General features: G+C 71.9%; 21 protein-coding genes. 12 read left to right on the forward strand and 9 right to left on the reverse strand.

The features are described from left to right. Positions 1–100 precede the first annotated feature (100 nt). Positions 101–1,183 carry a ParB/RepB/Spo0J family partition protein gene (locus ACWD12_RS36645; RefSeq protein ID WP_450103226.1) on the reverse strand — a complete coding sequence of 361 codons (1,083 nt, stop codon included), beginning with the start codon at positions 1,181–1,183 and terminating at the stop codon, positions 101–103. Beyond that, entirely contained in the window at positions 1,180–2,427 is a 1,248-nt protein-coding gene (locus ACWD12_RS36650; RefSeq protein ID WP_450103227.1) for a ParA family protein, read from the reverse strand. The genes ACWD12_RS36645 and ACWD12_RS36650 overlap by 4 nt, the downstream gene beginning before the upstream one ends. A gap of 228 nt (positions 2,428–2,655) precedes the next feature. Between ACWD12_RS36650 and ACWD12_RS36655 the strand changes: the two genes are divergently transcribed. Together ACWD12_RS36655 and ACWD12_RS36660 are read left to right on the forward strand one after the other, a co-directional pair. Beyond that, positions 2,656–3,396: a hypothetical protein gene (locus ACWD12_RS36655; RefSeq protein WP_450103228.1), complete on the forward strand. Its 741-nt coding sequence runs from the start codon at positions 2,656–2,658 to the stop codon at positions 3,394–3,396. 187 nt (positions 3,397–3,583) lie between these two features. Then, a complete protein-coding gene (locus ACWD12_RS36660; protein WP_450103229.1) occupies positions 3,584–4,432 on the forward strand; it encodes an alpha/beta hydrolase in 849 nt (282 codons plus the stop codon). On the opposite strand, the gene ACWD12_RS36665 is transcribed toward ACWD12_RS36660, so the two are convergent. Next, complete coding sequence (locus ACWD12_RS36665) at positions 4,429–5,742, reverse strand: XRE family transcriptional regulator (protein WP_450103230.1); 1,314 nt, start codon at positions 5,740–5,742, stop codon at positions 4,429–4,431. The genes ACWD12_RS36660 and ACWD12_RS36665 overlap by 4 nt on opposite strands. Positions 5,743–6,006: 264 nt before the next feature. Here ACWD12_RS36665 and ACWD12_RS36670 point away from each other — a divergent pair, with 264 nt between their 5' ends. The 4 genes from ACWD12_RS36670 to ACWD12_RS36685 are packed head-to-tail and all read left to right on the forward strand — an operon-like array spanning position 6,007 to position 10,410. Further along, the gene (locus tag ACWD12_RS36670) at positions 6,007–7,059 is read left to right on the forward strand and encodes a TauD/TfdA family dioxygenase (RefSeq protein WP_450103231.1); all 1,053 of its coding nucleotides are present in this window, start codon (positions 6,007–6,009) and stop codon (positions 7,057–7,059) included. Positions 7,060–7,112: 53 nt separating this feature from the next. Continuing rightward, complete coding sequence (locus tag ACWD12_RS36675) at positions 7,113–8,306, forward strand: inosamine-phosphate amidinotransferase 1 (RefSeq protein ID WP_450103232.1); 1,194 nt, start codon at positions 7,113–7,115, stop codon at positions 8,304–8,306. Between the two features lie 40 nt (positions 8,307–8,346). Beyond that, on the forward strand, positions 8,347–9,396 hold the full coding sequence (locus ACWD12_RS36680; RefSeq protein WP_450103233.1) for an amino acid--tRNA ligase-related protein: 1,050 nt from the start codon (positions 8,347–8,349) through the stop codon (positions 9,394–9,396). Between the two features lie 12 nt (positions 9,397–9,408). Beyond that, the gene (locus ACWD12_RS36685) at positions 9,409–10,410 is read left to right on the forward strand and encodes a phosphotransferase (protein WP_450103234.1); all 1,002 of its coding nucleotides are present in this window, start codon (positions 9,409–9,411) and stop codon (positions 10,408–10,410) included. A 27-nt stretch (positions 10,411–10,437) separates the two neighbouring features. On the opposite strand, the gene ACWD12_RS36690 is transcribed toward ACWD12_RS36685, so the two are convergent. The 3 genes from ACWD12_RS36690 to ACWD12_RS36700 all read right to left on the reverse strand — a co-directional run bounded on the left by ACWD12_RS36690 (position 10,438) and on the right by ACWD12_RS36700 (position 13,283). Then, the gene (locus tag ACWD12_RS36690; protein WP_450103235.1) at positions 10,438–10,935 is read right to left on the reverse strand and encodes a hypothetical protein; all 498 of its coding nucleotides are present in this window, start codon (positions 10,933–10,935) and stop codon (positions 10,438–10,440) included. Positions 10,936–11,228: 293 nt separating this feature from the next. Continuing rightward, complete coding sequence (locus tag ACWD12_RS36695) at positions 11,229–12,152, reverse strand: phosphotransferase family protein (RefSeq protein WP_450103236.1); 924 nt, start codon at positions 12,150–12,152, stop codon at positions 11,229–11,231. 15 nt (positions 12,153–12,167) lie between these two features. Then, positions 12,168–13,283: a hypothetical protein gene (locus ACWD12_RS36700; protein WP_450103237.1), complete on the reverse strand. Its 1,116-nt coding sequence runs from the start codon at positions 13,281–13,283 to the stop codon at positions 12,168–12,170. 616 nt (positions 13,284–13,899) lie between these two features. On the opposite strand from ACWD12_RS36700, the gene ACWD12_RS36705 reads away from it, so the two are divergent. Further along, a complete protein-coding gene (locus ACWD12_RS36705; protein WP_450103238.1) occupies positions 13,900–14,535 on the forward strand; it encodes an RNA polymerase sigma factor in 636 nt (211 codons plus the stop codon). After that, positions 14,532–15,197: a hypothetical protein gene (locus tag ACWD12_RS36710; RefSeq protein ID WP_450103239.1), complete on the forward strand. Its 666-nt coding sequence runs from the start codon at positions 14,532–14,534 to the stop codon at positions 15,195–15,197. The genes ACWD12_RS36705 and ACWD12_RS36710 overlap by 4 nt, the downstream gene beginning before the upstream one ends. 117 nt (positions 15,198–15,314) lie before the next feature. On the opposite strand, the gene ACWD12_RS36715 is transcribed toward ACWD12_RS36710, so the two are convergent. Then, a complete protein-coding gene (locus tag ACWD12_RS36715; protein WP_450103240.1) occupies positions 15,315–16,274 on the reverse strand; it encodes a hypothetical protein in 960 nt (319 codons plus the stop codon). A gap of 2 nt (positions 16,275–16,276) precedes the next feature. Continuing rightward, a complete protein-coding gene (locus tag ACWD12_RS36720) occupies positions 16,277–17,044 on the reverse strand; it encodes an RNA polymerase sigma factor (RefSeq protein ID WP_450103241.1) in 768 nt (255 codons plus the stop codon). Between the two features lie 554 nt (positions 17,045–17,598). On the opposite strand from ACWD12_RS36720, the gene ACWD12_RS36725 reads away from it, so the two are divergent. The 4 genes from ACWD12_RS36725 (at position 17,599) to ACWD12_RS36740 (ending at position 19,559) form a co-directional block, all read left to right on the forward strand. After that, positions 17,599–18,237 (forward strand): HNH endonuclease family protein, encoded by a 639-nt coding sequence (locus ACWD12_RS36725; RefSeq protein WP_450103242.1) that lies wholly within the window; start codon positions 17,599–17,601, stop codon positions 18,235–18,237. 72 nt (positions 18,238–18,309) lie between these two features. Beyond that, positions 18,310–18,603: a hypothetical protein gene (locus tag ACWD12_RS36730; protein ID WP_450103243.1), complete on the forward strand. Its 294-nt coding sequence runs from the start codon at positions 18,310–18,312 to the stop codon at positions 18,601–18,603. Continuing rightward, complete coding sequence (locus ACWD12_RS36735; RefSeq protein ID WP_450103244.1) at positions 18,600–18,974, forward strand: hypothetical protein; 375 nt, start codon at positions 18,600–18,602, stop codon at positions 18,972–18,974. Before ACWD12_RS36730 ends, ACWD12_RS36735 begins: the two co-directional genes overlap by 4 nt. Positions 18,975–19,208: 234 nt before the next feature. Beyond that, positions 19,209–19,559 (forward strand): IS110 family transposase, encoded by a 351-nt coding sequence (locus tag ACWD12_RS36740; protein WP_450103245.1) that lies wholly within the window; start codon positions 19,209–19,211, stop codon positions 19,557–19,559. Between the two features lie 387 nt (positions 19,560–19,946). Here the strand turns inward: ACWD12_RS36740 and ACWD12_RS36745 are convergent, their stop codons facing one another. Further along, a complete protein-coding gene (locus ACWD12_RS36745; protein ID WP_450103246.1) occupies positions 19,947–21,137 on the reverse strand; it encodes a hypothetical protein in 1,191 nt (396 codons plus the stop codon). Positions 21,138–21,353 lie beyond the last annotated feature (216 nt).

Below are 21,353 nucleotides of genomic sequence, written 5' to 3' on the forward strand. Positions count from 1 at the left end.
CGGATGCGTGGGCCACTCCCCCAACAGCACATGACTGAGGCCCCGGCCTCCGAAGTTCGGAAGCCGGGGCCTCAGTCGCTTGGTGCGCTTTGCTAGCGGCTTACAGCGGGGGAGGCAGCTGCTGGATCGCCGTCTCAAGGTGCTCGTGCAGTCTCGACACGAGGGCCTCAGCGCGTGCCTTGTCGGCCCGGTTCGCCGCTTCGCACGAGGCGGGCAGTGCCTTAAGAGCGTTAGCGAGTCGCCCGGCGAGGTCGACGGCCGCCTCAAGTTCGGCGAACCCGTCGGCGACATCAACAGGCGAGCTGACCGAGTCGCCTGACGATGCCTGGTGAGGGAGAGCGGGCTGCCGCTCGGGCTTTACCGCGGTAAAGCCCGCATCCTTGCGTTGCTCCCCCTCCGCCGCGTCCGAAGTGGCCTGTGCGTCGGACGCCTTCCGGCGCTTCTTGGGCTGGGCCTGTTGCTCCTGCCGCACGGCGTGGCGCGCTTGCCAAGCGTCGACCTGCTCGTCGGCTGGAAGCTTCGCCAGTTCGCGTGTCTCCCGCACAGGCAGATCCCCTGTACTGACCAGGACTTGCAGGTCGGGAGCGAGGTCGAGCAGGTACATCTGCTGGGTGACCCACCCGGGGGACTTTCCGTAGTACTCGGCGACCTTCGCCTTACCGCCCAGTTCCTCGGTCATCGTCCTGATGCCCAGGGCCCGCTCGATGGGGTCGAGGTCCTCACGATCGTTGTTCTCGGACAGGACAGCGTCCAGGAAGTCAGCCCGCGACTTCGCGACCTCGTCGTCAACCACCACATCGAGGGTCGGCAGCCCCGCAGCCCGGGAGCCGCGCCAGCGCCGTTCGCCGTTGGCGATGACGTAGGGCGCGCTCCCGACGTTGTCCGCTTCGTCGGGCCAAAGTGCGAGGTAGGCCTCCCGCGTCACCGCGACGGCAGGCTGGAGCTGCTTCTTCTTCAGCTTCAACCCGAACTCGCGTTGCGCTTCTTCGGTGCCGAAGCTCCGGCGCGGGTTGAACCGGGTCGGCACCAACTGGGTGAGCGCCAGTGTCCGCAGTCGGCTGTCCGCCGTCCCGGCAGTGGCGGCGCCGGTGGTGGCGGCCACGGCCTGCCGACGGGCACTGACGCCACCGCGGGCGCGTGCGAACGAGGAACCGGTGCCGAGTTCGTCGGATACACGCGTCATGCGATCTCCCGGGCCAGTGCGCGCACCGTGGCGGCCTGCTCGCCCCGCGGGGCATAGGACAGCAGCGGCTTCTTCAGTCGGACGGCTTTGCGTTGGTCGGTGAGTTCACCGATGACGCCGACCACGCGCGGGTCCTTTATGTCGAACCAGTTCTGCAGCGACGACGTGGCGATGAAGCCGCGCCTCGGGTCGTACATGTTGACGACGATGCCCAGGTAGTCGATCTCCACCGTCATGTCGTCGCGTAGGTCTTCGATCTGACTGATCAGGAGGTCGTACGCGTCCGCACTGCTGTCCTCGGCCTGGACGACGATCAATGCGCCGGAGCTGCCCGGGGCTTCGCCTTCGCGTCGGCGGCTGTAGTAGAGCGCAGCGTCCATGCTGAGACCGAGGCTTGGGGGGCAGTCGACGACGATCTCGTCATAGAACTGTTCCAGGGGAGCCAGCGCACGTTCGAGGGCGGCCTCACGGAACCGCACCTTCGACAGGGCCACGTCCAGCAGGAAGCCGTCCTGGCACCCGGGCAACAGGTCCAAGCGACCGCCGTACCGGTCGTCGCGGATCGGCACGACCAGGTCCCTGATGTCCTTCTTGGCTTCACCCGACATGTGCTTGCTGAGGCTGTCGACGTCCGGGTCCATCGGAATCTCGTTCTGGCCCAGCTGGCTGGTGAGGTGGCGCTGCGGATCGAAGTCGACCAGCAGGGTGCGGCGTCCCAGCCCAGGTAGTTCCTCGAAGTCCAGCGGGTCGACGGTGTCGCTGGCGTCCTGGTCGAGCAGGGCGGCGAAGTGCTTAGAGATCCGCACCGGATGGAGCGCGTCGGGGTCTTCGGCAAGGGCTTCGCCGAGGCCGGCAGAGACGGCCGTCTTTCCGACGCCGCCCTTCTGATTGCAGACGATGCGTCGACGCGGGTGCTCTGCGCGGGGTGCCGCGGGGGCGGGGTTCGTCTCCAGCCAGAGGTGAACGGATTGGGCCAGTCCCTGTGTCAGGGACACGCCGCGGTCGGCTGCGGCCTGGCGGAAGTCGTTCCATTGGCCGCGGGGGAGCAGCGTGGAGAACGACTCGGCGCCGGAGGTGTCAACGGCCCCAGGGGCGGAGGCGAGGGCGAGCCAGGCGGAGATGCCCTTCTCGACCGCAGTTTGGATGTCGGTGCGGTGCTGGGCTGCTCGGACCTTGAGCGCCTGCCACAGCCACCCCGGCAGCTTGGATACGACCTTCTCGCGGTCGCTTGAAGGGGAAGTCATGGTGGGTACCTTACTAACGTCGCGTCAGATGAAGTCACTGCGACACGTTAGGAATACCAGATCCTTTACCGCGGTAAAGCGCGCCTCCGGCGGAGTCTGCCGCGAACTCCCGGTGTGGACCACTCGATCGAGTGTCACGTTTTGCTGCGCCTCACGCCGTTTTGGTACACCCATGGCCCACGCGGAACGCGAAGCCGTTCCCGTCGACCGTGAAAGCAGGCGCTCCCCGTGGTCTTTGCAACCGTCGTCGTGGATGAACTCGCCAACGCCGCGCCCACCGAGGCGCTCGTGGCCGCTCTGCGTCGTGAGGAAACCGAGGTGAAGATCAGCAGGGAGGGCCAGGCCCTACCGGTCCACGACATCGTGCTGCGGGTGACACCTCACCGCGACGCCGACGCCTGCGGCCACCGCGGCCCCCACGCCGCGTACTTCCTCACGTGGTCGATTGCGACGCTGTGCCCCTACCGCACACGCCATACCCGACTCTCCGTACACGAGCGCCAGTTGGTCGCGCGGTCATGCGGGCACTGCGCGTACGAGTTGGGCCTTGCCCACCTTGCCCCCGGCCACCACTACTTCCACCTGGCGTGGTGGGACCTCAGCACCCCCGTGACCCTCCGGCCCGAACCGGTTCCCGCAGACGAACTCGAGCGTGCGACAGACGTAGCCAACAGCTACGCAAAGTGCGTCAACCGCGAGCCGAAAGCCCCGGAGCGCTACCGCTGGCGGGAGTTCACGGACGCGATGTTCGACTGGGAGGAAGCGAATCCCAAGCCCACCCTCACCGCCGAACAGGACCTCGGCCTCGAGGGAGTTCGTCGACACGTCCTGCAACGGCAAGTCGACGACTCCGACGCCACACTCCGCACGCTCCTCGCACGCGCCCACGCCGCAGGCCTCGGCGCCACCCGCCTCTCCGAACTGTCCGGCATCAGTCGACGCACCGTACCCGCGTGGGCAGGCAGCTAGATCGACGACATGGCCGCCCAGCCCCGCGTTGCGCATCGACACCCACGCGTAGGACCCAGGTGAGTCGCAAGCTTCGCGCCCCACCTGGGCGTCCGGCGATGGAAGACGCAACGATGCGCTGCCTCCGACTGGCAGATCCGTACGAATGCTGGTCCGGGGTTGGACAGAGGAGGCATAGCCTGAGTTCGTGGACGACATCGAGGTAGCGTTTCGGTCGTTGGACGGGGTAACGCTCCAGGGGACTTTCACAGCCGCTGGTTCGCCCTCGGGCAGGGGAGCCGTGCTGGTGCATGGGTCGGGTGTCACGCGTGAGGAGGGCGGGTTCTTCACGCGGCTGGCCGCAGGACTCGCCGACGCCGGGGTGTCGAGTCTGCGGTTTGACCTGCGGGCGCACGGTGCGAGTGAGGGCCGCGAGGCGGAGTTGACGATCGCCGCTGTCGCCAACGATGTTCGGGCCGCCATCGACGAGGTGCTTCGGCGGATCGGCAACAGCGGCCCGGTCGATGTGATCTCGGCGTCGTTTTCCGGTGGTGCGTGCGCGTTGCTGGCCGGACGGCGGCCTGACGACGTGGCCCGGCTGGTCTTGCTGAATCCGCGTCTGGATTACCGAGAGCGGTACACCACCTCGCGGCCGGGCTGGTCCGACGACTACCTGTCCCCGGATGGGGCGCAGCGGTTGACCGAGGACGGGTTCACCGAGCGTTCGCCGTTCGAGTTGGGCCGCGCGCTGCTGAACGAGGTCCTGCTGTGGGACGTGCCCGCGGTGCTGGGCGCGGTTCGGGCACCGACGCTGATCGTGCACGGCACCAGGGACACGTTCGTGCCGGTCGAGCTGTCGCGGCGGTTCCAGCCGCTGTTCGGCGGCGGCGCCGAGCTGGTGGAAGTGGCCGGGGCGCAGCACGGGTTCGCGGTTCACGACGACCCGGGGTATGCCGACCCGCAGACCCAGATCTGGCAGCGTGAGGTCATCGCGCGGGTCCGCGCGTACCTGGCGCCGCAACCGCACGAGCCGAACACTGACGTGCCCTGGCGCTAGACGACGGCGAGCTGTGCGCGGAACTCGCGCACGGCGGGCCGCTCCTGGTGGGTGGACAGGCGGGCGGCGGTGCGGTGCAGCTCGGTGAGGGCTTGGCCGAAGCGGCAGGCCGCGGCGATGTCGAGGGCGTGGAGGGCGGTTTCGGCCGCCGCGTCGGGTTCTCCGGCGTCGGCGAGGGCGCCGGCGAGGTGGGCGGTGAAGAACGCGCGGTCGCGTGGCGCGAACGCGTCCCAGGTGACCAGGTGGTGCCGGAAGACGGCGACGGCGCGGTCGGGGTGTCCGGCTTCGCGGTAGCAGATCGCGGTCTGCACCATCAGCCGCTCGGGGGTGTAGCTGCCGCCCAGAGGACCGGTGCACGTGGCCGCCGCAGTAGGTGGCGCGGCTTGGTCGAGGGCGTGATGGGCGCGGTCGAGGATCCGGTCGACGTCGTCGACGGGCGCGCCGGTCATGGCGAGCGCGCGGGCTTCCTGTTGGAGGGCTTCGGCGCGGGGCCGCGGGGGCAGGGTCCAGGGTCCGGTGGTGGCGGCGCGGGCGTAGTCGAGCATGCGGGCGGGGTCGTCGCGGTCGACGGCCTGGGCTTGGCGGAGCAGGACGTAGGCGTGCATGGGTCCGTCGTCGGCGAGGGTTGCCCATTCCTTGGCCTGTTGGTGCCAGTAGGCGGTGTCGCGGGCGGGTGCGCCGCCGTCCTTGTGGAGCCAGGCGGCGAGTTCCGCGCCGCGGGCGCCGAGCGCGAGCAGGTCGCGGCGGACGTCGGTGCGGGCGTGGCGGGCGGTGGTGTTCACGGCGGCGAGGATGCCGAGGGTGGCGGGCAGCGCGCGGCGGGGGCCGGTGCGGCCGTCGACGCGGGCGGCTTCGTCCAGGGCGCCCCGCAGGTGGGCGACCAGGGCGTGGTCGCTGTAGCGGCGGGCGTCGTGGGTGGCGGCGGTGAGGTGGTCGAGGGCGTCCAGGTCGAACAGCGGCAGCGCACCGGCCAGGACACCGCCGACACCACCCAGGAAAGCGCGACGGCGCACGTCGTCCTCCAACTGCGGTAGCCCGGCGGGGGAGGGGGCCTTCGGATTGGGGGGCCTGCGGAACCCGAGGGCTTCCAGCGGCTGCCCGAACAACGCTTCCAGGACACGCCGGGCGTCGCGGTTCGGCCAGCCGCACCGGCCGGACTCCCAGCGCCGGATCTGCCGGATGGAGATGGTGGCCTGCTCGTTCATGGCCCGCGCGTGTTTCTCGTACGCCTCGGCGAAGTCGTCCTGGGTGTGCCAGTCCCGGGCGATCCGGGCGGCGACCAGCTGCGCGTTGACCGGATGTTGGGCCATCGGCACCCCCGAGAACTCGGCCCGTCCACGCTACCGACCAGCACCCCGGCAGGACACCAGGACACCGCGGCCGGCACCGATGTGTCCGGTGATGTGTCCGCCGGTGCGGCCTCGTCCCGCACCCCGGTGCGGCGGTGAACTGGGGGCACGGGCCGACGCGTCGGCAGCGCCGTTTCACCGGACACGGCGGCCCGCTTGCTGCGGCGCCCCTGCCACGCCACCCGGGGCGCCGACCACCCCGAAGCAAGAAGGCTGGTGAGGTTCATGGCGCAGGCATCCGCATACCCCGGAACGGACAGCGCGGGCCCTGCCCAGGCCCGGACCCTGGACCCGGACGCCACCGTGACCGTTGACCGGTCCGCGCATGCCGGACTGCGCGCCCTGGCCCACGACGCGGGCCGCGCCGACGAGATGCCGGACGAGGGGGCCCGGGCCGCGTGGGCGGAACACGGCGCCGTGATGGCCGCCGGCCTCCCACCGGATGTGCACCGAGCCGTCGCGCGCTTTCGTGCCCACGGTGCCCCGGACGAGGCGCTGCTGCTGCGGGGGTTGCTCCCGGACCTGCCGGACCTGGGGCTGACCCCGGGGACGCTGACGCCGTCCGCGGTGAGCGGCGACGCGCGGTTCGCGGCGCTCGCGCTGCTGGGCGTGGCGTCGCTGCTGGGGGAGCCGTTCAGCTTCCGCTCCTTGTACGGCGGGCGGATCGTCCAGCACGTCCTGCCGGTCGAAGAGCACCGGGTGGCGCAGACCAGCGGCGACAGCACCGACCTGCTGTGGCACGTGGAGGACGCGCACCGCCCGGACCGCTGCCACTACCTGGCGCTGCTGTGCCTGCGCGGCGCCCCCGAGGCCGTCACCCAGTTCGCCTCCGCCCGCGCGATCCGCCGCATGGTCGGCGACCGTTGGGCCCGCGTCCTGCGCGAACCGCGGTTCGCCGTACAGCCCGACACCGCCCACACCAACGGCGTCCACCACCCGTCCGAGGACACCGGCGGCGAAGAGAAGGTCTGTGTGCTGTCCGGCCCGGACGAGGACCCGCGGATCCGCTACGACGCGATCTACCTGCACCCCGCCGACCCCGGCGACCGGGACGCCGCGTACGCGCTGCACTTGGCGGCAGAGGCCGCAGACGCCACCGCAGTCGGCCACGTCTTGGAGCCCGGCGAGGTGCTGGTGCTGGACAACCGCCGCGCCGTGCACGGCCGCACGACCTTCACCGCCCGCTACGACGGCACCGACCGGTGGCTGCTGCGCGCCATGGTGTGCGCGGACCTGGCCGCGCACCGGTCCCGCCGCGGCGTCCGCACCCTGCCCTGACCCACCCGGCTTTCCCACGCCCCTCGCGCACCCGGAACGAAGGGACGCCCGCCATGCCCCGCACCCTGACCACCAGCCCTACGACGACCGCCCACCCCGGCCACGACGCCGCGACCGTGTACACGAGACCGATCGGCGCGACGCCGAACCAGGCGAACCAGTCGAACGAAGGCGTGTGGCCCGCCCATTCGCACGACGAGTTCAGCCCGCTGGCCGAGGTCGTCGTCGGCACCGCCCGCGGCGCGTACCTCCCCGACCCGCACCGCGACCGTTCCGCGTGGCTGAACCTGTACGGCGACCTGACCGCCGACCAGCTCGCCGGCGTGCGCGGCGGCCCGGTCGACCGGCGCGTCATCGAGGAGAGCGAAGACGACCTCGACGCGCTCGCCGACGCGCTGACCGGCCTCGGGGTCCGCGTGCACCGGCCCGCCACCGTCGACCACTCCCGCCCGCACGCCACCCCGCACTGGTCGACCCCGGGCCTGTACGGGTACTGCCCGCGCGACCTCGCGCTCATCGTGGGCAGCACGATCATCGAGACGCCCAGCCCGATGCGCGCCCGCTACCACGAACTCGACACCCTGAAAGACCTGTTCGCCCGCCACGCGAGCGGAGGGTCGGCATGGGTCGCGGCACCCAAGCCGCGCCTGGCCGACGACCTGTACCCGGACGACGCATTCGGCCGCCCGACGCTGGGGGAGGGCGAGCCCGCGTTCGAGGCGGCGAACGTGCTGCGCTGCGGCCGGGACCTGTTCTACCTTGTGTCCGCGTCCGGCAACGAGGCCGGCCTGCGCTGGCTGCGCACCCTGCTGGACCGGTTCGGGGACTACACCGTCCACCCCGTGCGCGACGTGTACCGGTACACCCACATCGACAGCACCATCGCCCTGATCCGGCCCGGCCTGGTCGTCCTCAACCCCGAACGCGTCACCGACGACGGCATCCCCGCGCCGCTGCGCTCGTGGGACCGCATCTGGTGCCCGCCCATGCGCGACACCGCCACCATCCCCGCCCGGGCCGGGACACCGCTGCTCAGCTCGCCGTGGATCGGCATGAACCTCCTCATGCTCAGCCCGGAACTCGCCGTCGTCGACGCCGCGCAGACCGACCTCATCACGGCCCTGGAGCGACACGGGGTGGACGTGCTCCCGCACACCCTGCGGCACGCCCGCGCGCTGGGCGGCGGACTGCACTGCGTCACCCTCGACACCGTCCGCCAGGGCCCCCGCGAGAGCTACTTCGACTGACCGCCCCGCCGTACGCCCGCCCCCGCCCCCGGAGTTGACGATGCCTAGCCCCTTGCTGCCCAGAACCTTCCGCGCCGCGGCGACGGCGGACCGGTGCGCACAGCTGCGCGCCGACGCGGACGCCCGCGCCCACCTCCACGCCCGCGCCGCGGTCGCCCGCGCCTTGCGCGCAGTGTTCGAGGCGCGCGGCCACATCGAGGTCGACACCCCGCTCCTGCACCTGCGACCCACCGCCGGCGCGCAGCCGTTCCGGGTGATGTCGCGGCACCTGGACCCGGACACGTTCCTGCGCGCGTGCCCGCTGCACCTGCGGGCGATGCTCACCGCCGGGTTTGCGAAGGTCTACGAGATCGGCCGCACGTTCCGCGACGAAACCCCCGACGCCACCCACGCTGTGGAGTACACGCTCGTGGAGGCGTACGCCGCGAACGCCGACTACCACGACACCCGCACCCTGGTCCGCGACCTGGTCCACGCCGCGGCCCTCGCCGCGGTCGGCGCCACCAATCTGCCCCTGCCGGACGGCACCCGCGTGGAACTGGCCGACACGTGGGGGAGTGTCCGTATCCACGACGCCGTCGGCGTAGCCCTCGGCCGACCCGTCACCCCGGGCACCCCGCCGGACGAACTGCGGCGCGCCGCCGCCGAGCACGACGTGCCGACCCGGGCCGCGGACGCGGACGGCCTGGTCCTGGAGCTCTACGACGCCCTGGTCGAACCCGCCACCCACCGCCCGACCTTCCACACCCACTTCCCCGCCGACACCGCGCCGCTCGCCGAGACCTGCCCCAAAGACCGGCGCCTCGCGCACAAGTGGGACCTGGTCATCGGCGGCCGCGAGATCGCCACTTCCTACAGCGAACTCACCAATCCCGCCGAACTGCGCCGCCGCCTCACCCCCCGACACGGCGCACCGTCGGACGAGGCCGACACCCTCGACGACGGATGGCTGCGCACGTTCGGCGCCGGCATGCCGACGACCGCAGCCGGACTGTGCATCGGCCTCGAACGCCTCGTCATGACCCTCACCGGCGCCGCCGACCTCACCGACGCCATCCCCTTCCCCACCGTCCCCCCGCCCCGCGGCTGATCGGAGAGACCCGTGCACCCCACCCAGACCACCCCACCGGCCCCGCCCACCGGATTGACCGGCACAGTGGCCGACCACGGCGCTCGCGCCGGACTGGACGACCTCGCCCCGCTGGTCGCCTTCGCCGCCGATCGGTGCGGCCTCGGTCCGGTGGGGGAGTGGCGGGTGATCACGACCGGGTTCGAGGACTGCAACATCGCCGCCGACACCCGCTCCGGGCCCGTGGTCGTCAAGGCGTTCGCGCGCGGCCGCGGCAGCATCGCCGCCCGCACCACCGGCATCCTGCACCGCGCCATCGCCCACGGGGTCCACCACCCCGCGCTCCGCGCGGACGCCCACGGCCGCACCCTGCTGCGCTACCGCGGCACCAGCATCATCGTCATGGACCGCGCCCCCGGCGCCGACTACTACACCCTGCGGCGACCGCCGACCCGCGACGAACTCGCCCGCATCGTCGGCCAGGCCGCGCTGCTCCACACCGTCGACGCCCGCCCCACGCACGTCCACGACCCGTGGGCCCTGACGAACCTGGTCCCGCTCGCGGAACGCATGCAGCCGCATCTGGACGCCGAACAACGCGTCCTGGTCGCGGCCGCCATTCACGCTGGCGCCGACATCGACCGCGGCGCGCTCCCGCACGCGCTCATCCACGGCGACCTCACCAAAGGCAACGTGCTGACGGCGCCCGACGGGTGGATCACCGTCCTGGACTTCGCCGTCGCCCATTGGGCGCCGCGCATCCAGGACCTCGCCGTCATCGCCGCCAACCTCACCCACAGCAACCCGCGGCCCCTGCCCGAACGCGTCACCGCGATCGCCGACCTGTACGCGGACACCGCCGGCCTCACCGACGCCGAACGCGTCGCGCTGGACGCGTACGCCCATGCGGCCGCCGCCATGGAATTCCTCGGCGCCCTCGCCGAACAACGCCTCCACGGAGCCACCACCGACGAGACCGACTACCTCATAAGCCTGGGCCTGGCCGGACTGCGCGACACCGCCGAGACCACCTAGGCAGGTGCACTCCTGCAACGGCTGGACTCACGCGTCCTGGCTCGCGTCGCGCACAGCGTGTGGGTCGACGAACGGGATCTCCGGTGCCACCAGCGCGACCGTCTCGCGCAAGCGGTGAATCTCGTCCACCGGCCCTTGCCATCGCGTGACAGTCCCCATCACCGGCATGCCCACGGCTTTGTCGAAGAACTGGTTGACACGCATCTTGTCCAGGCCGTGTCGCGCACGGAACGACGCGGACGCCGCGACGCCGACCCAGTGGCCGTCCCGGCCCTTACCGGCCTTCCAGCACACCACCGCGTCGATGTCCCGCCAGGGGATGGGCCGCCCCCAGCCGCGACGCTCCCGGCCTCCCGGGTTCAGGGTCAGCCCCGTGGCGTCGACCCGAAGCAGCGGACGCCTGCGCTGCCGCAGGAGCGCCGTCACCCCCAGCCCAACCACCAGCACGGCCAGGGTGGCGAGCACCACCGCGACGACGGTTTCGCCCCGGGCCAGCACGGCGAGGGTCAGCAATCCGGCGGGCACCAGCGCAACGATCAGATCGTCGCGTCTCGGACGCTGCCACAGCTCAAAGGAGGAAGACGCTATTCGCACGGCGTCATCCTGGCAGCGTCCCGAATTCGCGCACCGACTGCCCTCAGCCGTGCCCGAACATCCGCACATGCCGCCCTACTGTCGGCGGGCCGCGCGAGCATCTGGTGTCCGCGCGGCAGGGTGCCGAGGAGAGAACAGCGCCCAGTCCCTACGCGCGGGGAGCCGTGTGCGCGCCGCCCTTCGACCACCCAGCGCCACCGATCTGGACCGGTTTTCCGTAAGGGTCAAGCGAGTCGGGATCGCAACCACCTCAGGGTCGCGGCGCCCTTGGCCGCCTGATGTGCGCGCAGTGTCGGAAGGTTCGGCGGCGCGGGCCGCAGCGATTGGCGGGTCCAGTCGCCGGCCAGCGCCGCCAGGACCGCGTCGACCGCGCCCGGGTCCGCGGCTTGCGCCGGTGGGTACGACTCCCAGACCGGCTGCGGGTCCATCCCGTGTGTGGACTCGGCGACGGACGGCAGCAGGAACAAGGCGTCCAGCCACGGCGCGCCGGCGACCGCGTACGGCCAATCGATGACCACGACGCGGTCACCGGTGACGATGAGGTTGTCGGCGCGCAGGTCCGCGTGCACGAGGGTGTCGCCCTTGGCCGCGTCCGCCCACCCGGACTCCAGGTCGGCGAGCAGGGCCAGGTGGTCGCGGGCCCACGGGTCCAGGCGCGGCCAGTCCTGCGGCTGGGTGAGCAGCGCTTGCCAGGCGCCGAAGTTGTCCGCCAGGTCGTCGACGACGGACGGCACCGAAAGCGGGCTGGGCGTCGCATGCGCGGCGAGCTCGGCGAGCGAGGACATGACGTGCTGCAACTCGTCTCGCTGCCACGGTTCGCGGGGGTGGCGGCCGTCAACGTCCTCAAGGACGAGCATGACCCAGTCGCCGTCGTCGTAGGTCCAGAGCAGCGCGGGCGCGGGTACCGCGGCGGGCATCGCCGCCATGGCGCGGGCTTCGCGCCGGTACAGCTCCGGGGCGAGCGGGTCACGGTCCGGATTGATGGCCTTGGCGAAGATCCGGCGCCCGTCCGCGAGGGTCAGTCTGGACGCCAGCCCGGGGGAGAAGCCGCCGCTCTGACTGATCTCGGCCGCCACCGGCGCCCCGAAGGCGCCCTCTGCGGCCGCGCGTACCTGGTCGGGGAGCTGGTTCCACAGCAACCGGTTCATACCGGGTCCTTCCGCCTACGAGCCCCCGACGGTACCGGAGTTCCATCGGTGATCGCCGCACCGTTTGTTCGCTGCGTCTGTTCGACGGCCCACGCGGCGGGGGGTCTGAGGAGCCAGCCGTGTTTGCGCAGGGTGGTCGCGCGGATGCTGCACCATCGTGCGCAGTACAGGCGGGTGCTGGTGCGGTCCCGCATCGGTTGGGCGCAGACCGGGCAGTGGCCGGGGGCGAGGACCGGCGCGATGTCCTCGAGCAGCCGCCGGATCTTCCGTTCTTCCCTGGCGCCGTCTTCGCCGAACTCCTTGCCGGTTGCCAGGCCGACATCGAGCCTCCTCGGTGTCCAGGAGGAGGTAGCCGAGGAGCTGGTGGGCGGTGCGCTGGGCGAACTCTTCGGGGTGGCGGCTGCTTTTGAAGTCGAGGAGCAGGCCTGCGGCGAGCAGGTCCGCGTCCGCGCTGATGCCGGAGGTGTTCAGCACCGGGTCGCCCGTGCAGTCGGCCGGGGATGTGCTCGCGCGCAGACGCGAGAGGGGGCTTTGGGCGGCGTGGTGGACCTGGGCGAGCATGTCGGCGACGAGGTCGGGGTGCGGCAGGGACAGCAGCCGGTCGAGGGTGAACCCTTTCGGTTCCTCGGTCGCGGCGAGGAACAGCGGGGTGTAGGTGAACCCGAACAGGCTGCGGGCTGCGACCTGGTACCAGGCCGCGCACAGCAGCAGCCGCGCGAGGTCCTGTTCCTCTTCCCAGGGGCGGTCCAGCGGCTGGTTGCGGTCGTCGAGGTCGAGGCTCTGGACGGTTTGGGTGAGGCGGTCGGCTAGTTCGGCGCCGACCTTGCGCATGCGGCGCCCGGCGCGGTGCCCGCCAACTTCATGGCAGGTGGCGATGCCGAGCACGGTGGCCCGGTCGACGGGCTGGGCGGCGGGCTGGGCGGCGGTGAACGCGAGGCGCAGGCGCTGGTCGATCGCGGTGCCGACGGTGCCTGCCTCGGTGCCCACGCCGGGCCCCGGCAGCACCAGCATCTCCGGTCGGTGCTGGGCGCGGTAGCTCTCGCGCAGCGGCCGGCACACGGCCGACAGTTCCCGGTCGAGGAACTGCCGCAGCGGCGTACGCGGACACGCAAGACCGTCCTTCAGGCCCATCCGGCACCCCCAACACCACGTGGGGGGTCGGCTGTTGCGGCCCTGGCGGCGAACACGATTGCGGTGATCATGACCGCGGACCGTAGGAAGCCGCCCCGACACGGCGTGCGCCGACCGGAGCAGCAAAGGTCACCCTGCTCTGCGACGTTCACCCGCACGGCCCCCTGGCAGCACCGAAGATGAGGAGCCGTGACGCCGGGTCCGGCTACCGGAGACGGTGCTCACGTCGATTCGCGGGTGCTGTGTTCCCGGACGTGACTAGGCGACGAACACCCGTACCGGCCATGGGCTGTGGGTCGTTCGGGGCATTCTGGGTTCCGCTTTCCGCGTGGGTTGGACGCTGGGGACCGCTGGTGCGGTGTACAGGCGACGGGGCGGACCTCGCCCCCGGCGCCCGGCGTCCGTCGGACGCGCCTGGCTTGCGATCGGGGATGGAGCAGATGACTCAGGTGATGATCGGTCCGGATGTGTGGGCGGCGACCGGTGCAGCGGCGGGGGCGGTGATCAGCGTCGTGGTCGTGGTGATCCATGTCCTGGGACGCCTGCGTCCGGCCTGCTCCTGCCACGGCACGTGCGCCGGCGCCGGTGGCGGGGGCACGCATCACGGACGGTGCCGGTGAGGCGGGCACCCGGCCGCCTCACGGTGGACCGGCTCATGGGGGACCGGGCTCCGGATCCGGTGGCGGCGCTGCTTCCGGCGGACTTCCGGGCGTTCCACGAGCTCTACCGGGTCGAGCTGCTGCGCTACGCGCTCTCCCGCACCGGGCAGCGCGCGGACGCTGAGGAAGCCGTCGACGCCGCGCTGGTACGGCTGTTCCAGATATGGGGACGGGTACTGCGCCACGAGCAGCCGCTCGCGCTGGTCTACCAGGTCCTGAACGGGACGATCGTCGACGGCCGGCGCCGCGCCCGCCGCACCGTGGCCACCGACTTCGCCGCCCCCGGAGCACCGGACCCACCCGATCCGGGCGGAGACGTCGCCGACCACGTCGCCGCGTTCGCCGACCTCGACCATGCTCTGGACCGGCTGCCGACCCGTCAGCAGGAGTGCGCCCGGTTGCACTTCCTGATCGGCCTGGACGCCGCCGAGGTCGCCGTGCGGCTGGGCATCACCGCCTCGGCGGTGCGCTCCCACCTGCACCTGGCCCGCAAGCAACTCGCCGAGGCCCTGGGGCTCGACGACACCGACCCGCCGCGCACCCCGGCCCGGGCCCGCACCGCATCCCCCTCCCTCAAGGAGCGCACCACATGACCCGCCTGGACAACCTGCTGGCCGCGCGCCGCCGCGCGCTGGAGGAGGACACCGCCGCCTACGACCTGACCGCCGCCACCCGCCGCCTCGCCGGGCGCATCGCCGGCGACGAACTCGCCGCCGTCCTCTACCTCCACCCCACCTGCGGCACCGCCCACCCCGCTGCCCCCGCCACCCAGTCGGCGGGCACCGGCGACGGGGGAGGGATGGCCGTGCGGCGCGGTGCGGAGCAACTGCTGGAGGCGTGCTGCATGACCGCGGTGCGGCACCAGGACGCGGCCGCGCTCGTGTCGGCGTTCCCGCACGACTACCGCCCGGCCGGGGCCGTGGTGTTTGCGTGCCTGCTGTACCTCACCGGCCGCGCCGAAGCGGCTGCTTTCTGGTGGCGGTACGCCGGCGGCGCCGAGGACGCCCACGCCGCGCGGTTACTAGCGCTGTACCACTGGTCGATCGCCGACCCGGTCACCGCCGCGGCGTGGGACGACCACGCGCCCCCTCCCGCGCCCGTCCCGCACCGCGCCCCGCGACACACCCCCCACGACGCGGCCGCCCTGGTCGCGTCCGCCGAACCCGCAATCCGGGTCGTCGCCGACGACCCGGACTGCGGGGAGGTGTGCCTGCCGGACGACGACCTCGGCCTGATCCTCGCCGCCTGCCGCTGACCGCCTTGAGGGCTGCCGACGGCGTACCTGCCCGGGCGTCGGCCGCCGGTGCGCGACTGAACGCGCACCGGCGGCCGTTCGGCCCGGGAGCCTGAGCGCCCCTGTCGCGCTGACCGGTCAGGCCATGATGTGGGCGGGGCCGGGCAGCACGATATAGATGCCGCTGCCGGCGGTGGTCTCCTGGGAGCGTGCGACGAGGTCGTCGGTGTCCAGGTGCGGCGGCCAGCGGGTGCCGGTCTTGGACCACCGCACGCCGTCCAGGTCCTCGACGTGGACGCTGATCCCGGTCAGATCCCCTGCGGTGAAGTCGTTGAGGAACCAGTCGGCTTCCCCCAGGGACTTCAGGCGGTCGCCGGTGTGCGCCTCGAGTGTGCGGCCTGCCACCAGCACGGTGCCCCAGCGGTGGCGTTGCAGGTAGGTGACCACGGCGGCGTTGACGACCTCGAGGCACCGCGGCACGAGGCGGTTCACCAGCAGCATCACGTCATAGGCCCTGTCGGGCGGGAACTCGGGGACATCGCGCAGCCGGTCCGCGATCCCGAGTGCCGAGGCCTGGGCCGCGCGTGCGCTGTCCAAGGCGGCGCAGTCGCGCTCGATGGCACGCTCCAGGTCCGCGGCCAAGAGCTCGGCCTGGCTACGCAGGACTGCCACATCGACTGCACGCACGTCGAAGTCGTCCGGGGCTGACAGCGTCTCGCGGATCACGAGGCAGCGCTCGAAGGCGCGGCGCAGCGGGACGACGGCGAGGTCACGGCGCAGACGCAGTCGGCGGGCATCGGATCGCTTCTGGCCGGGCCGACTCTCCAGGACCCGCCGCTGGTAGCGCCGCGCTGCCGCGAGGGTGTCGTCCACACCGGGGGCAGGTGCCCTGCCAGGCGCGAGGATGGCGGCGAGTCCGGCCTCGACGTCGGTGATGTCATCCAGGGCGTCGGTGGCTTCGTCGTGCCGCGCTTGCACGAGGACCGCGGCGAGTCCGGCTTCGACGTCGACGACCTCGTCCAGGAACGCGTCCAAGGCGGTCGCCAGTTCCCGGTCGGTCCAGGCGTTCCGGTCGTCGTCGGTGTCGTCGAACGGCATGGTCACGCCTCCTTCCACGTGCTGTCGTGCGGGCCGTCGCCGCCGTCGTGGCCTGCGCCCGGGTCCCTGCCAGGCCCGTGCGTCATTGGCACGTTGCGGTCTCCGCCTTTGGTGCCGCGGTCGGGTGCCGTTCGGCGGTGGCCGGTCAGATGGGGGGTGACGGCGGCGCGCGCCTTCATCAGCGCCGCCCGAACCGCGCCTGGCGCGATACCCAGATGCTCCGCGATCTCGGCGGTCCCGAAGCCGTCGAGCGTCCAGGCGAGCACCTGCTTCTGGCGGTGGGGCAGTTGGGAGAGCATCCACAGAGTGAGGTGGCGCATCTCCCACTCTGTCGCGGCGTCCGGATCGGGGAGCAGCGCGGAGGGCTCGGGCACCGTCTCGACCAGCATCTCGCGCCGGGCGCGTGCCCGCGCCGCGAGGGTGTTCGCGGCGACCTTGTAGGCCCACGGCCGCGGTTCGCGGATGTCCTTCCATCCGGTGTACGCCCTGACCATGGTCTCCTGCGCGATGTCCGCGGCCTCGGCGGTGGAGGCGCCCTGGCGCATCAGGAACGCCATCAACGGCTTGACGTGCGCGCGGTAGAACGCGCTGAACTCCGCGTCCGTGAGCTCCCGCTCGCCCGCGCCGCCCTGGTCGCGCTGAGTGTCCGGTGAGAGCAAGGCGCGTCCCGGCTCCGCCTGCTCGGTGCTGCGGCTGCGCGCCATCGTGCCGGGGACGGCAACTCCCGGACGCGGGGCATCCGGCGTGTGGTCGGTGTCGTCGGTGGTCATCGCCCCTGCCCCGCGTCGGCCGTCTCCATGATCAGGCACACCTGATGCCCGTCGGCGAACCGCTCTTGGACCCAGACCCGGCCGCCGCCTTCCGCGGCACTTACCGCGACCGCGACATACCCGGCGCGGCCAGCCGCCACAGCCGATGGGGCGCGCCGCGACGCTCTGCGCCGCCGCAACCACCTGCACACCCCATAGACCCGCGCGGCCAGCACCGCGCCCCCGAACGCATCCACCGCGACTCCTTCTCCGGTACTCCGGCAACGGGCACGGCCCCGGCGCCGCACCCTCGTGTCCATGAGAGCTGCGGCAGGGTCCCCGTGTTACCTCAATCCCCGGGATTCGTCAGCGACGTTCTCCAGAACCGGGCTGCTCTGTTCAGGTGAACGGCGTTGCCAGGCCGTGGACTTGTGGTGTGCGGGCGCGGTACGACTACCGAGACCAACCGGATCGTATGGCCTGGTGGACTCGGACGGATCGGGGCTCGGGGAATGTCGAAGGCATTCGTATGCAGGTGCGCTGCGTCGGCGGCCGCTGCCGTGTTGGCGGCCGGGATGGCGACCGTGCCCGCGTCGGCGGTGTCGGTCGTCCGGGCGGCGGAAAGCCGCGCGGCGGGGGAGCAGTTCAGTTTCCGGCTGCACGAGGCGGTGCGGGAGCTGCCGCTCGCGCAGGAGAGCCGCGAGGGCTACGTGCGCACGAAGTTCAAGCACTGGGTGGACCAGGATCGGGACGGTTGCGACGCCCGCCGCGAGGTCTTGATCGCCGAAGCGGTCGAGCCGGTCGAGGTCGGGGCGCGGTGCGCGTTGACCGGGGGACGTTGGTGGTCTCGGTACGACGACCGCTTCCTCGACCAGGCCACGCAGCTGGACGTCGACCACATGGTCCCCCTCGCCGAGGCCTGGGACTCCGGGGCGTCGGCGTGGACTGCTGCGGAGCGTCAGGCGTACGCGAACGACCTCGACGACGAACGTCTGTTGATCGCGGTGTCGGCGGCGTCGAACCGTTCCAAGGCGGACAAGGACCCAGCGGAGTGGATGCCGCCGTACCAGGAGTACTCGTGCACTTATACCGCGGACTGGATCGCGATGAAGATCCGCTGGGACCTGTCGGTCGACCAGGCCGAGTGGGACGCGCTGTCCGTCCAGGCCGCCTCCTGCCCGGATGTGGAGATCGCCGGAGTCCGTGCCCGTTGAGGCCCGATTACAGCCCGACCACCTTGAAGAAGTTGCACCGTGTTGGACGAGAACAGCGAAGGAGGAGGCGTCATGCGCAGGCCAAGCCTGATGCTCGTATCCGGGGCCGTTGTGGCGGGTGTGGCCGCCGTAGTCGCGGCGGGGCCGGCTGCCGCCTCCGAAGTCGCGCCGGTGCCGAGGAAGTGGGTGCCGCACGGTTCGCACTTGTTCGAGAGGGAGTGCGCGGCTGCGGGGCAGGCCCAGCCCAAGCAGTTCACGTGTACGCGCGAGATCGTCGAGGGCGAGTACCGGTGGGTGCTGTGGATCTGGGAACCGGGTATCGAGGTCCGCACCCCCACCGCGAGCACCCCGGGGGTGACGCGATGACGACGCCATGGACCGCACCCCGGTGGGCAACGCGCCTGTGCGCCGCGGCCCTTGGAACCGTGCTGGTCTCCGGGGCGTTCGTCCCCACCGAGGCGTACGCCGCGCCGTCCGGCGGACGCCAGGCACAGCCCGGAGGCGGGGCACTGCCGAGCGCCGCGCGGCCGACGCCGCGTCCGGCTGCGTCGAACTGGTACTTCAACTACCGCTACTACCGGCACCACGAGTGCACGTACGCGGGCAGCAGGGGAGTGCCGGGGTCCTGGACCGCGTACCAGTGCCGCACGGTCGACCTCGGCGGCGAGACGTACGCCTACGACCTGTGGGTCTGCCACGACCTGCACCAGTGCGATCTCCGACGCCGCACCGACTGACAGTGAGGATTGGCGATGGCATCGCTCGGGGGTCTGACTCTCCGACTGACTGACGCTTCGGCTGTCCTTGTGGGGAACCGTCGGCCGTCCGGGCGGTGTCACCCGGCGCGTGGCCGGTCGGGCTTCTGTGACTTCATAGGAGCCCGGCCAAAGGTCCCATCACTGTCTCGTCCGTCTGCCCGACCGGCCCGTGCCCTCCCGCAGTTGCGAACCGGAAGGGCAGTACGAAACAGCATGGCAGACGCGATAGCGGTGGTCGGCGGGATCGACACCCACACCGACCTCCACCAGGCCGCGGTCGTCGACACCGTCGGCAGGCACCTGGCCACCGCGCCGTTCGAGACCACCCCCGAGGGATACGCACGCCTGCTGGACTGGCTGGCCTCGCACGGCGAGGTCCTCGCGGTCGGGGTCGAAGGGACCGGCGCTTACGGTGCCGAGATCGCCCGGTTCCTGACCGCGCACGGCGTCACCGTCGTCGAGGTCGACCGCCCGGACCGCAAGGCCAGGCGCCGGACTCTTGGTGGGCGGCTACCTGCAGATCCAGGACTGCCCCTTCGGGGAGGACAACCTCGACGTCGATGAGGGCTACGCCCGTGGAATGGGTCGGCCACCTCGACCCTGCCGTGGCCCGACGCCTGTTCGCCGCCCCGACCTGGGCGAACAGGCTGCCACTGGTGTCGGTGTGTTCGCCTTTCCCGGTCTCCTGCTGCTGCCGGCGAAGCCGGAGCGCGTCCTGGTCGCCCCGAACGAGGAACGCATCGCCTACGACACCGAGGACCCCTGGTCGACCGACGGCCCCGACGTCGTCCTGGACGGACTGCGCCGCCAACCCCGACACCCAGCGCCGCGCAGACGCCGCCCTGCGCCCGGCGCCGCCTCCGGACGAGCAGGACTGTACGACGCGACACCCCGACGTGCGCCGCCGGGTGGTCTGGCCGCCGGCCCCAACACCGGCTTGGACAGACGCTCCTACAGCTCGACCGCTCGGAAGGCGTGTTGGTAGAACAGCGCGAGTGCGGTGCGCGGGGCCGGTGCCCGGCCACGGGCGGTCATCTGGATTCCCGCGGTGCCGGCTGCGGCGGCCGCGCCGGAGAGTACTCCGTAGGTCTCGTTCCCGGTGGCCGTGCCGATCGCCGCGCCCGCTCCGGCGACGACGGCGAGGATGCACGCCGAGGACAGCTTGAGAAACCGACCCAGACGCCGCTGACGCAGCGCTGCGGCGATCCAACGCGGGAAGTCCTCGGCGGCACCGGGCTCGTGGCGCAGTAGCGCGGGAAGCCAGTCGCCGTGCAGCGCGGGCCACAGATGTTGGGAGGCGGCGTCGCGCAGCCGGGCCAGCCGCGTCGCGGACGCGGGCCACTGGTCCAGCAGCGGGGCGTCGACCGCCTCGTATGCTGCGCGTTCCGCGGTAAGCGCGGCAAGGTACGGCTCGAAGCCGCGCGGCCCCGCGAAGGCACCTTCGCCGGCCTGCAGGTCGCGGATCAGCGGGGCTTCCGCCCGTGCCTTCGCCGCCTCTTGTTGCGCGACCGCCGTCGGGTCCCAGTTGCGCGGGTGCGGCAGCAGCGCGGTGCCGTTGCGGTCCATCCGCCCGCCCACCGGCGCGGCCACACGCTCGACAAAGCCGGCGACGTCACGCTGCGCCTGTGCCGGGGCGGGGGCGTTGGCGGCGGTCCTGAGCCAGGTCTGCAGGCCGCTCATCGATCCGGCCACCACACTGTTCAGCGATGTCGCGACCGGGTGGAGCAGCCGGTGGTTCACCTGCTCCAAGGCCCCGTCGTCCGCGGCGTGGATCCACGCGCGGACCTGCCCGCCGCCGGGGTGGTCGCGGCGGAACTGCGCGTGAACCGCCTCGACTTGGCCGCGCGGCCCCGCCTCCAAGGACGTCCAGTCCACGGGGTGCAGCACCGGCCCGCCCCCGCCGGGCAGGCCTACACTCAACTCGCCGAAGATTCGCCCGGTGGCCCAGCCCATCTCCTGCGCCGCATGCCGCTCACAGGCCAACGACTCGGCGGTGCAGTACACCTTCTCGAACATCCACAGTGGCGCCGCGCCGTTCCACAACAGTGCCGCCGCGAGCGCGCTGTTGCGCGGCTCCACCGGATCAGCCGCGAGCATCCGGTTGAACTCCCACCCCGGCAGGTAGATCCCGCTGACCCCCACGCGCCCACTCCCCCCACGCCCCACCGCCGCGCACGCCCGGCAGACTGCACCAGCGAACCACAGCGGACACCGGCAGATGTCGCTGCGTTCGACCGATGTAAGTCCGAAAGGTCCGTGCGCCGTTCGCGTGGCAGGAACGGCCGGTTCTCATGAACAAGGTCATGCCCCCAGCCTGATAGTCACATTGGCACCCGCCTGCCGAACGACTTCAGGTTC

This window comes from Streptodolium elevatio (genome assembly GCF_053592165.1).